The organism is Pseudomonas rustica, from assembly GCF_018336155.1.
In the GTDB taxonomy this organism is placed as follows: domain Bacteria; phylum Pseudomonadota; class Gammaproteobacteria; order Pseudomonadales; family Pseudomonadaceae; genus Aquipseudomonas; species Aquipseudomonas rustica.
In genome coordinates this window covers 158919-170617 of sequence record NZ_JAGYHF010000001.1, presented here as the reverse complement: position 1 = coordinate 170617, position 11699 = coordinate 158919, and the positions used below count along the sequence as shown (strand labels likewise).

Sequence of the window (11699 nt, the reverse complement as noted above, 5' to 3'; positions counted from 1 at the left end):
TGTATGGATACCGAGGTTCCCGAATCGCCTTGTAACAAGGCTGGGTGCGGGACTTTAAGTCTGTGTGTCGTGGCTGGATCGCCATCATCACTGTGAACGAGCCCGAGGAAAAGACGTGGATTCCCGATTGAATGCTTTTCTTGAACGCGCCGAGTCGGTTCTGGCGCGGATCGAACCCTTGTTGCCGGCACCGCGTCCGGTGATCGACTGGAACACTTGCCTGGCCGCGCGCTGGCAGCGTGACGGGCGCAGCGGTTATTTGCTGCCGCTGGAAGTCCGCCTCGACATGCGTCTGTCCGACCTGATCGGCGTCGACCGTCAGCTCGAACAACTGGGCCGCAACACCCAGCAATTCCTCGACGGCATGCCGGCCAACCACGCCTTGCTGTGGGGCTCGCGCGGTACCGGTAAATCCTCGCTGGTGCGTGCGTTGCTGGCCGAACACGCCGCCGCCGGCCTGCGTTTGATCGAGATCGAACGCGATCATCTGGCCGACCTGCCGCGCGTGGTCGAGCAGATCGGCAAACTGCCACAGCGCTTTGTGTTGTTCTGCGATGACTTGTCGTTCGAGTCCGGCGAAGGAGATTACCGCGTGCTGAAAAGCGTGCTGGACGGCTCGCTGGAACAGGCGCCGGACAACGTCTTGCTGTACGCCACCTCCAACCGTCGCCACCTGGTGCCGGAGAAGGAAAGCGACAACGAAAACTGGAAACGCGTCGACGGCGAGTTGCACCCAAGCGAAGCGGTGGAGGACAAGATTGCTCTGTCGGATCGCTTTGGACTGTGGCTGTCGTTCTACCCATTCACCCAAGAACACTTCCTCGACGTCGTTGAACACTGGATCGGCCAGTTGGCAGCCAAGGCCAATCTGAGCTGGCAGCGCGACGAAGAGCTGGACATCCTCGCCGTGCGTTGGGCCACTGGCCGCGGCAATCGCAACGGACGTTGCGCGTACCAATTCGCCCGCTACTGGGTGGGACTGAAATTGTTGGAGCACAAGGCATGATTGATTTGCAACAAAGCGGCCAGGGTCTCGAAGGCTATGGCATGTTGGCCGCGCAACTGGAATCGCTGCTGGCGGACGAACGCGATTTCATCGCCAACGCCGCGCAGTTTTCGGCGTTCCTGTTTAACCAGCTCGATGACCTGAACTGGGCGGGTTTCTACCTCAACCGCAACGAAGAGCTGGTGCTCGGCCCGTTCCAAGGGCAGATCGCTTGCGTGCGCATTCCGTTTGGTCGCGGTGTCTGCGGCGCGGCGGCAGCAACCTTGCAGACGCAGCGAGTCGAAGACGTTCACGCGTTTCCCGGCCATATCGCTTGCGACAGCGCGTCGAACAGTGAACTGGTCGTGCCGTTGGTCAAGGACGGTCGCCTGATTGGCGTGCTCGACCTCGACAGCCCGAAGCTGGCGCGTTTTGGCGCTGACGATCAGGCCGGCATCGAGCAACTGGCGGCGATTTTCCTGCGCCTGACCGACTGCTGATCATGCGCTGACGCCAGCCTTGCGGAGCAGGCTGGCGGGATCCACCGCATCGATCTGCTGCGGATCAAGGAAGCGCGTGGCGTACTGCAAATACACGCCTTCGTTGATAAACAGACCGAACAGCTCAGGATCAATGTGCGACTCGTGGCTCATTGTCGCCATGATATTCAGCGCCTCGCTCAAGGATTTGGCCTTTTTGTAAGGCCTATCTGCCGCCGTCAGTGCCTCGAAAATATCGGCAATCGCCATCATCCGTGCCGGCAGGCTCATTTCTTCGCGTTTCAGACGTTTCGGGTAACCGGTGCCGTCCATTTTTTCATGATGGCCGCCGGCGATTTCGGCGACGCTGTCCAGGTGCCCGGGGAAGGGCAGGTGGCTGAGCATCAGGATCGTCTGCACCATGTGATGGTTGATGATGTAGCGTTCTTCGCGGGTCAGCGTGCCGCGGGTGATGCTCAGGTTGTACAACTCGCCGCGGTTGTATTTGTAGCGTGGCACGTCGAGTTTGAACCCCCACGGATTGTCTTCCGGAATCAGCTCACTGTCGGCGCGTTCGAGCAAGTGTTCGGGCTTGTCCGCCAGCAGTTTTTCCCGCACTGGCAGAGTCGGCGCCGAGGTTCGCGACTGGCGACGGTTTTCTTCCCATGACACCCCCAAACGATCGTCGAGTGTGCGCATCCATGTGCGTTGGCCCAGCTCATTCAGTCGTTGCAGATCCGCTTCGGCCATCGCCTCACTGCCCAGATTACAGCGGGCGACGAAGGCGAAATCTTCATCGAGTGCCAACAACGTGGTGTCGCGCAAAACGCTGAGCTGTTCTTCGTTACCACCCATGGCCAGTGCTTGCCAGTAGCTGATCCAGGCATCGCGTTTGAGCACCTCAAAGCGCGTGCGAATCTCATGGATACGGTCGTTGATGGTCTCCAGTTTGGTGGCCTTGTCGACCACGTATTCGGGCGTGGTGACCTTGCCGCAATCGTGCAGCCACGCGGCAATGTGCAGCGCCTCCCATTCATCTTCGCTGGGTTGATAGGCCTTGAAGGCTGGGGCGTGACTGGCTGCCGCCGCATGAGCGAGCATCAGAGTCAGTTCCGGCACGCGCTGGCAATGGCCGCCGGTGTAGGGACTTTTTGCATCGATGGCGCCGGCCAGCAATTGAATGAAGGCGTCCAGCAGTTGTTTCTGTTTGGCCTGCAACCGTTGGCTTTCGATGCTCACCGCGGCGGCGCCGGACACGGCCTGGAGAAAGGCGATGCGATCCGGTCGCAGTTTTTCCAGGTCGGCGGACGTGCCGCTGTCGTTCACTAGCAAGATCAGCAGGCCGATGGTTTCGTTGTGGCGGTTGCGCAGGCGAATGCCGATCAGATGCACGCGCGGCGAAGCCATCGCGAGCAAGACTTTTTGCAGGTCGCCGGCCTGTTCGAAACCCAGGTTGCTCACCACGTTGTCGGCGTGTGCCAGCTCTTGAAACCATGCCGGACCTTGATGTGCTTGCAGGTCGTGGCCCTGAATATCGAAATCTTCGAGGGTTTGCGCGGTGCCGTCGATGACCATCCCGTAAGGTTCCATCCGGTTGCCGTCGCTTTCGCGCAGGTAGATCAGGCCGGCCTGAGCCTGAGCGATCTGCACGGTTTCGAACAGCACACGCTGTAACAGCGGCGCGAATCGGGTTTCGGCACAAAGGCTGTCTGTGATGCGGAAGAAACTCGCCAGCGTGTCTTTCATCCGTGCCATCGACACACTCAATTGATCAACTTCCAGCACTGGCGAGCGCCGGGTCAGGGGGAAATTGAAATCGAAACTGCGAATTGCGTCGGCCTCTTTCACCAGCGCGTGCAGGGGTTTGACCAGAATTCGTGAGATCAACCAGCCCAGCGGCAGGCACAGCAATAACGTCGCGAGGGTAATCAGCGCGCCTTGCCAGCGCATGCGGTACGCGTCGACCAGCAACTCGTCCTCTGGCACCAGCAAGGCCAATTGCAGACCGCGCGGCCCACCTTCCTGCATGCTGCTGCGGGCGACGATCCATTGGCGACCTTCGGATTCCAGGCGATTGCCTTTGTGCGCGCCGGACAGCAACGCATGCAATTGCGGACTGAGATCAGTCACCTTGGCCAGCCGTGCGGTGCGATCGTCGACGATCAGACGGCTGCTGTCGGGGTAGGCCACGGCATTGCCGTCGGCATCGAACAAGGCGATTTCGGTGGCCGGGGTGACCACGTGTTTGGTCAGGGTTGCGGACAGCGCTTCCAGCGTCAGGTCGGCGCCAATCACGGCGTTTTCGCCACTGCGCCGGGCGAGGGTGGTGCCGACATTGTGGGTGGAGAAAAATACGTAGGGTTCGGTGGTGATTTGCTCGGCCTGCTGTCGGGCGCTGGTAAACCAGGCGCGGGTACGCGGGTCATAAAGGTCTTCGGGGTTGTCCTGTCGGCTGATCGGCGTGAGCGATTGATCAAAGAACAGCGATTGCGACCGTGGCGGGCCATCGGCACCGTGCTCAATGCTCCAGACCTGAAACGCGGCGGCCTCCGGTGCTTTGAGCAGGGTTTTCAAAGCACCATTGCGCAACGGTCGCACCATGAAGAAATCACCGTTTGCATAACCCAGATACAGCGAGGCCAGATCCGGATTGTCCGTCAGTGACTGGCTGAATGGCCTGAGCAAAGGCAGTCGCTGTTCCAGCGCCAAAGCTTGCGTGGCCGGGTTTTCTGCCAGCAGGCTGAGCAGATGGCGAATCGGCTGATAGGTGGCGTGCAGGTCGACGCGTACATCCTGTTCGATGCGGTTGAACAGTTTTTCGCTGCTCGACAAGATGATCTGCGTGGTCTGTCGGTAATTGAACAGTCCCAGGATCACCCCGGTAAGCAGCAATAGAAACGTAAACATGACGCTGATGTGCACATGCAGAGGGAACCGGCGTTGTTCCGGGCGCAGTGGGCTGGGCATTTCTGGCTCTCCAAAAGGTTTAACTCACTGCTCAGCGCCCAAGCATAGTTAAGGCACAGTCATTTTGCCTTGGTCGGCCAATGCCAATTGTTGCTGCAACGCCTGCTCCAGTTCGAGCATCACCTGATTGCTCGCCGCACAGCGCCGCGCAATCTCGTCTGCCGACATTGACTGGTTGCAGGCTTGTTCCAGTGCGTCGCAGCATTCGATCACTCGCGAAGCCTGTGCAATGCGTGCCGCGCCTTTGATCTTGTGGGCGACCAGCGCCAATGCCTGGCAGTCGTTCTGCGGCGACAGCGCGAGTAATTCTTCACGGTCGAGGCGGCTGCTTTTGAGCAACTCGGCCAACAATCGTCGGCCCTGTGCAGGGTTGCCGCCGGTCAGCAAGTTCAGGCTTTGCAGGTTGAATGCCGGCGCTTGAGGGGCTGGGGTGATGCCGTCCACCCAGTGGCTCAGTTGGCTCAGGCTCAAGGGTTTGAACAGGCAGTCGTCCATCCCGGCCTGCTTACAGCGCAGGATTTCCTCGGGTTGAGCATTGGCGGTGAAACCCAGCACCGTGCACGGCGGGCTGTGGTTCTGCTGCTCATGCAGGCGTATCGCGCGGGTCAGGTCATAGCCGTTCATCAACGGCATGTTGCAGTCGGCGATCACCAGATCGAATTGACCTGCTTTCCACATGTCCAGTCCGCTGCTGCCGTTTTCGGCGAGGCTGCACTGGTGCCCCAGAAACTCCAGTTGCTGACACATCAGCAGACGATTGGCCGGGTGATCATCCACCACCAATACGTTGAGTGGGGCGAGTGATGCCTTGATCGGCGGCTCGGCTTTGCGGGTGATCACTTCGGCGGGAAATGTTTCCAATGGCAGGGAAATACACACCTGAGTGCCGATCCCGGGATGGCTGCTCAACTGCAGTTTTCCACCCATCATTTCGCACAGGCTGCGACTGATCACCAGACCCAGACCCGCGCCACTGCGGGCTTGCTGAGCGCTGTTCTCCGCTTGGGCAAAAGGCTCGAACAGACGCTGCTGATCTTCGGCGCTGATGCCCACGCCACTGTCTTGAACGGTCAGTTGCATCAATGAACGCGCCGGATCGTCGGTTTTCATCAGATCGAGAGTGATCCTGATTTGGCCATGCTCGGTGAACTTGATCGCGTTGCTGATCAGGTTGGACAGCACTTGCTTGAAGCGCAGCGGATCCAGTTGCACGTCGACCGCCAGTTGCGGCGGGTTGAACGTCATGTGCAGTGACAGGTTTTTTTGCCGCGCCAGACCATCGAAGATGCGCGTAACAGACGCCACCGTTTCGACCAGGTTGACCCGCTCCGGGCTCAGGCTCAGGCGCCCGGATTCGATTCGCGCGATATCCAGAATATCGCCGATCAGACCCAGCAGATCCTTGGCCGAATGGTAGGCGGTGTCGATCGATGAGCGATCGGGGTGCTGCTGATCCATGCGTTTGAGCGTCAGTTCGAGCATGCCGATGACCGCATTCATTGGCGTGCGGATCTCGTGGCTCATCGTCGCCAGAAAGGTACTTTTCGCACGATTCGCATCGTCGGCCTGCTCTTTGGCCGTGCGCAGTTCCTCGAACAGCTGGCGGCGTTCGCTGATGTCGATCCAGCCGCCGATGATGCCTTGCACGTCTGCGCTGGAGTCACGATAGGGCAGGATCCAGTGATAGATCGTCAGCCGCCGATTGCCGATGTGCAAGGGACGGTCGAGCACCAGCGGCTTGCCTTGGGCGATGACTCGCTGATAGTCCGCCTGGAATGCCTGGGCTTCGAAGGCGTTGCTCAGCGTGCCCTGCATGACGCTTTTGCCGATCACGTCTTCTCGTTTGGCGTTGAAGGCTTCGAGGTAGCTGTCATTGCAGCTTTGCAACAGTCCTTGCCGGTCACGCACGTAGATCGGGTGCGGCGTGCCATTGACCAGTGAACGCATGAATTCGAACTGGTCGTTGAGCGCCCGTTCCGCTGCTTTGCGCTGGTTGATCTGGCGGCGCATATAGGCGTTCCACGCCAGCAACAACAGCAGAACCACGCCGGCAGCCCCGATGACTTGATAGAACAGGCGTTGATAATTGCGCCAGGTGTTCTGCGAGGCCGAGGTGTAGCCGCGCCAGCGACCATTGATCACACCCAGTTCTTCGGGGGCGATGCTCAGCAGGGCTTTGTTGATGATCGAACTCAGCTCGGTATTGTCGCGCGCCGTGGCCAGAGAAAAGGCGGCCTGACCGGTGCCGATGGTGGTGGTGATCTGCAGCGCCCGCTCGAAAATCCGCGAAGAGATGAAGTAGTTGGCGATCACCAGAGAATTCACCGCGCCTTCAACATGACCTTCGGCCAGCAGCGAAACCGCGCTGAAGGTGTCCGGTGTCTCGATCAACTGGATGCGTGGAAATTCGCGGCGCAGGTACTCGACCATTGGATTGCCTTGCGCAATCGCGATCGGTTTGTCTTTGAGCTGGCCGAGATTGGTCGGGCTGCCCGCACTCTTGCGGGTCAGCAGGACGTAAGAGTTTTCCAGATAAGGACGACTGAAAGTCAGGGCCTCTTCGCGCTCGGCGGTCGGCAGCAGCGCTGCAATAAGGTCGGCCTGGTGGTTGTCGATCTGTTTGACCATTTCGGCATCGTTGCGGCTGCGGCGGATGTCGAAACGCAGGCCGGTACGCAGACGGATCAGCTCCAGCAGGTCGGCGCTGATGCCGCGAAAATTGCCATCGCCGTCGAAGAACGTCAGCGGCGCGTAAGCCTCGTTGACCAGTACGCTGACCACGGGATGCTGCTTGAGCCAGGCCTCTTCGCGGCGGGTCAGTTGCAGTTTCTGGTCAGTCAGCAACATGTCGCTGCCGGCGCTCCAGCGTTTGGCGATGTTCTCGCGCACACTGCGCGGTACCGCTTTGAGTACCGTGTTGATGACGTCCAGCAACTGCGGATTGTTGCGGCGCACGGCGAAGCTGAACCCTTGGGCTTCCTGTTTGCCGAAGTTGGCCATGCGCACGTTGTTGAGGTAACCCTTGTTGATCATGTAGTGCGTGGACAGGGTGTCGCCGAGAAAGACATCGGCCTGGTCGAATGCCACCGCGTTAATTGCGTTCTGGTACGACGGATAGCAGGTGATCAGCGCTTTGGGGTACAGCGCCTTGACCTCGGCCAGCGGCAAATAGTGATAAACCATGCTCAAACGCAGGCCGGCCAAGCCTTCGCTCAGGGAGCGGGTTTCGCCTTCGCGCGTCACCAGCACCGGCTGGTCGACCGCGTAGGGCTCGGACAGAGCCAGATTGGCGTTGCCGGCTTCGTAGCCGTTCGCCGTTCCGAGCAGATCGACCTGGCCATCCAGCAACGCGCGAATAGCGGCATCCCGCGAGGGGAATCGTTGAATGCGGATCGGCAGTCCGGTGGCTTCGCTGAGGAAACCGGCGTAGTCGGCAGTCAGACCTTCATAATCGCGGCCACTGACGGTCATGTCGAACGGCGGGTAATCCGGTGCCGAGGTGCCCAGCACCAGTTCGCTGCGGGTGTGCAACCACTGTCGTTGCGACGCCTCGAAGGTGACCGATAACGATTCGCCGGTCGTGCGACTGAATAAGGCATACACCGGTGATTCGCCAACCATGGCGAACACGTTTGAGCTCAGCAACAGGCTTGCACTCAACGCTATTAAATAGTCCTTTAAACGACTGGGCATGCGGGCTCTCACACGAGTGCGTTACGTTTGGCCATTTCGATTAGTTCAACAAGGGATTTGGCTTTGAGTTTTTGCATTAAGCGTTTTTTGTAAGTGCTCACGGTTTTATTGCTGAGAAACATGCCTTTGGCAATTTCCTTGTTAGTCCGTCCTTGGGCAAATAGTTGTAACACCATGAGTTCGCGGTCGTTGACCGATTTGAATAATTCAAGTTCAGCATAACGAATGTCATCGCTACGTACAGGATTCAATGCCTGACTCGGGAAATAGTTGTAACCGGAAAGTACTGCCTTGATTGCACTGACCAGTTCACTCAAGTCTTCCTGCTTGCACACGTAACCTGAAGCGCCGGACTGCATGCAGCGAATGCCGAACAAGGTCGGGCACTGGGCGGTGAGCACCAGGGTTTTCAGGCAGGAACCCATGGCGTTGAAGCGGGCCAGCACTTCGAGCCCATCGAGCTTGGGGATGCTGATGTCAAGGATGATCAGGTCAGGCATGCACTCGCGCACCATTTGCATGGCATCGACCCCATTATCGGTTTCGCCGACGACCTTATAGCCTTCATGTTCCAGCAGCATGCGAACGGCAAGACGGATGACCGGGTGATCGTCGACAATAAAAACGGAGTTCATAATCAAATCCCATACAAGCACGAATAAAGCGCGCACCTTAGCTCAGATGTATGAACGCTCGTATGAGCGGACATGGCTCTAGGTGCGTTATAGGATAATTCCTACAATTACTTGGGAATGGGACTACGGGTGATTAGGTTTGACGTAAGGAAGGGCTGTTTCAAATGTCGCGGGTTTGCGCAGAGTGTTTTGCAAGTGCGGGTCGCAACTGGGGTTTTATAGTGTGTTTAATATTTGTTTGAATTACGCCGCAAAAGAGGGTGCATCATAGCTAGCAGAGACCTTCGATAATGGTTACACCCGACCGGCGCCGGTCGGGTGCAAACGGATCAATGACTGGAGCGCCCGGTCATTTCCAGTGCCATGTCACTGGCGTAGCTGTCGGTCATGCCGGCGATGAAATCGATCATGCGCAGAAACGAGCTGTGTAACGACGCCTGTGGATCCGGCGCGTTATTGCCCAACAAGTCGAGGATGCGGCGGCTTTTGAACGACGGCGTGCGGCCATTGTGTTGTTCCAGCGCGGCGCCACAGAATGAGTTGAGGAGGATTTCCAGCGTGGTGTACGCGCCGATTTCATGCAGGGTTTTGCGCTTGTCCTGAAAGATCTTTTTGCGCGCAATGTCCTTGGCATTCAGTACGCAACGCTTGGCCGGACCGTGCATGTGTTCCACCAGATCGCCGTGCAAGGTGCCGGCAAGGAGGGCGTCTTGCTGTTCGACGAAGGCTCGCGCCGCCGCGTTTGTCAGGTGTTCGATGGCTTTGCCGCGCAGGATAGCCAGTTTGCGCCGACGTGAATCCTGCGGGCCGAGCTGGCGATAGGTTTCCGGCAGGTCGTCACCGACCAGACCGAGCAGCAGCGATTCGACCTCGGCGTACTCCAGCAGCTCCATCTCGAGGCCGTCTTCGAGGTCGATCAGCGCGTAGCAGATGTCGTCGGCGGCTTCCATCAGATACACCAATGGATGACGCGCCCAGCGCTGGTCTTCGATTTGCGGCAGACCTAGCTTATGAGCGATCTGCTCGAGCAGCAGCAATTCGCTCTGGTAGCAGCCGAACTTGTGCTTTTTGTAACCGAGGGAATCGGCGTGACGCGCAGTCCACGGGTATTTCAGGTAGGTGCCGAGGGTGGCGTAGGTCAGCCGCGTGCCACCGTCGAACTGGTGGTATTCCAGTTGCGTGAGCACGCGGAAACCCTGGGCGTTGCCTTCGAAATTGAGGAAGTCTCCGCGCTCGGCCTCGCTCATGCCATCGAGCCAGCCACGTCCGGCGGCCTGTTGGAACCAGTGGCGAATCGCATCTTCGCCGGAATGGCCGAACGGCGGATTACCGATGTCATGAGCCAGACACGCCGATTGCACGACCATACCGAGGTCAGCGGGGTCGCACCATTCCGGCAGAGCACTGCGCAGGGTTTCGCCGACGCGCATGCCCAGCGAGCGGCCGACACAACTGACTTCCAGCGAGTGGGTCAGGCGCGTGTGAATGTGATCGTTGCTGGTGACCGGGTGCACTTGCGTCTTGCGTCCCAGGCGACGAAAGGCGCCGGAGAAAATAATGCGGTCATGGTCTTTGTGAAAAGGGCTGCGGCCGAGTTCTTGCGGGCTGTGCAGCGGCTTTCCGAGGCGTTCGCGGTTGAGCAGGGTCTGCCAATCCAAGGCTGATTCTCTCCGTCTGGATAACTGATGCCCTAGCTTCCCGGTTCAGCCCCGTGCCTGCAAGCGGAACTACAGTCCCGCCGCATCAATGTCGATCAGCAGCAGTCGTTCACCATTGTCGAAAAACTGTCCGGCGGTGAGGCAGTACTGGTTGCTGGTGGCATCGCGGTAGGTGTTCGACAGGGTCAGACGGCGTTCTTCCCAGCCTTCGGCGAGCAGATGATAGAAGTACGGGCGCCACGACCAGTTGTGCCCCAGATAGCGGTTGTCGGCGAACCAGCCGTTCTGCCGCCATTCCAGATTGGGCGTCAGTTGCGTGCCGTGGCGGTCGCATTGGTAAAACCGCAGCAGCCACGGAAAGGCATCCAGTTGCGGCAATGCAGTCAAGGGCGCGCGGGCCTGAGCCCAGGTTTGCAGGATCGTCATCAGTTCGCTGAGTTGCTGGCGCATCTGCATCAATCGCCCGCGTTCGTTGAGTTTCTGCCGGACATAGCGTTGGCGAAGTTCAGCGAAGCGTTGCACAAATGCGTCGGCGGGGAAGAAATCTTGCTGGGCACGTGCGAACAGAAAACCCTGCACGTAGCGCGAGCCGCACTCCAAGGCAAAATTCAGCTGCGCTTCGGTCTCGACACCTTCGGCGATGATCCAGCAGCCGGTCTTTTCTGCCATCTGTGCCAGCGCTTTGACCACGTCACTGCTGGGCCCGCCCAACGCGGCGGCCTGGAACAGGCGCATGTCGAGTTTGAGGATGTCTGGCTGCAAGGCCAGCACTCGATCAAGCTGCGAATAGCCCGCGCCAAAGTCATCAATGGCGATTCGCGCTCCGGCCTGACGATAGCGCGCGACCACTTCGGCCAGGCGTTGGCTATTGCCGCCCAATTCGGTGATTTCGAAAACGATGCGCTGCGGATCGACGCCATGCCGGGCCAGTTGCTTGAGGCTGGGCAAGGCTTGGTCGGGGCGCAGACGACTGATCCAGCGTGGCGACATGTTCAGGCTGAGAAACCAGTCTGCCGGCGCTTCATGCAGACGGCTCAAGGCGTTGTCACGGATCTGCCGGTCGAGGCGGCGCAGGGCAATGGCTGGCACGCGCGGGTCGGCGAAAAGCGGCCCGACCGAATTCAGTTGTCCATCAGCCTGACGCAGGCGGCCCAATGCTTCAACGCCGGCAATGCGTCCGGTGGCAGTATCGATAAAAGGCTGAAAGCAGGCGAGCGGTTGCCCGTCGATCACGGGGCCTCCTTAGTCGTTCTTGTTCTGGTTGAACCCTGCCGACCGGGTA

The 11699-nt window shown here is 59.1% G+C and carries 7 protein-coding genes; 2 read left to right on the top strand and 5 right to left on the bottom strand.

The window, feature by feature from the left end; all coding sequences use genetic code 11:
* Nucleotides 1-115 precede the first annotated feature (115 nt).
* Complete coding sequence (locus KFS80_RS00775; protein ID WP_212543716.1) at nt 116-1006, top strand: ATP-binding protein; 891 nt, start codon at nt 116-118, stop codon at nt 1004-1006.
* Nucleotides 1003-1485 carry a GAF domain-containing protein gene (locus tag KFS80_RS00770; RefSeq protein ID WP_159811571.1) on the top strand — a complete coding sequence of 161 codons (483 nt, stop codon included), beginning with the start codon at nt 1003-1005 and terminating at the stop codon, nt 1483-1485. The genes KFS80_RS00775 and KFS80_RS00770 overlap by 4 nt, the downstream gene beginning before the upstream one ends.
* Here the strand turns inward: KFS80_RS00770 and KFS80_RS00765 are convergent, their stop codons facing one another.
* The 5 genes from KFS80_RS00765 to KFS80_RS00745 all read right to left on the bottom strand — a co-directional run bounded on the left by KFS80_RS00765 (nt 1486) and on the right by KFS80_RS00745 (nt 11650).
* A complete protein-coding gene (locus tag KFS80_RS00765; RefSeq protein ID WP_212543715.1) occupies nt 1486-4431 on the bottom strand; it encodes an HD domain-containing phosphohydrolase in 2946 nt (981 codons plus the stop codon).
* Between the two features lie 48 nt (nt 4432-4479).
* Complete coding sequence (locus KFS80_RS00760) at nt 4480-8124, bottom strand: transporter substrate-binding domain-containing protein (RefSeq protein WP_212543714.1); 3645 nt, start codon at nt 8122-8124, stop codon at nt 4480-4482.
* Between the two features lie 8 nt (nt 8125-8132).
* The gene (locus KFS80_RS00755; protein WP_053122385.1) at nt 8133-8759 is read right to left on the bottom strand and encodes a response regulator transcription factor; all 627 of its coding nucleotides are present in this window, start codon (nt 8757-8759) and stop codon (nt 8133-8135) included.
* Nucleotides 8760-9088: 329 nt separating this feature from the next.
* The gene (locus tag KFS80_RS00750; RefSeq protein WP_212543713.1) at nt 9089-10417 is read right to left on the bottom strand and encodes a deoxyguanosinetriphosphate triphosphohydrolase; all 1329 of its coding nucleotides are present in this window, start codon (nt 10415-10417) and stop codon (nt 9089-9091) included.
* A gap of 69 nt (nt 10418-10486) precedes the next feature.
* Nucleotides 10487-11650 carry an EAL domain-containing protein gene (locus KFS80_RS00745; protein WP_212543712.1) on the bottom strand — a complete coding sequence of 388 codons (1164 nt, stop codon included), beginning with the start codon at nt 11648-11650 and terminating at the stop codon, nt 10487-10489.
* Nucleotides 11651-11699: the final 49 nt, after the last annotated feature.

Excerpts from the sequence above, each read along its gene's own strand:
- KFS80_RS00770 (WP_159811571.1), top strand. The coding sequence starts at position 1,003 with ATGATTGATTTGCAACAAAGCGGCCAGGGTCTCGAAGGCTATGGCATG.
- KFS80_RS00765 (WP_212543715.1), bottom strand. The coding sequence starts at position 4,431 with ATGCCCAGCCCACTGCGCCCGGAACAACGCCGGTTCCCTCTGCATGTG.
- KFS80_RS00760 (WP_212543714.1), bottom strand. The coding sequence starts at position 8,124 with ATGCCCAGTCGTTTAAAGGACTATTTAATAGCGTTGAGTGCAAGCCTG.
- KFS80_RS00755 (WP_053122385.1), bottom strand. The coding sequence starts at position 8,759 with ATGAACTCCGTTTTTATTGTCGACGATCACCCGGTCATCCGTCTTGCC.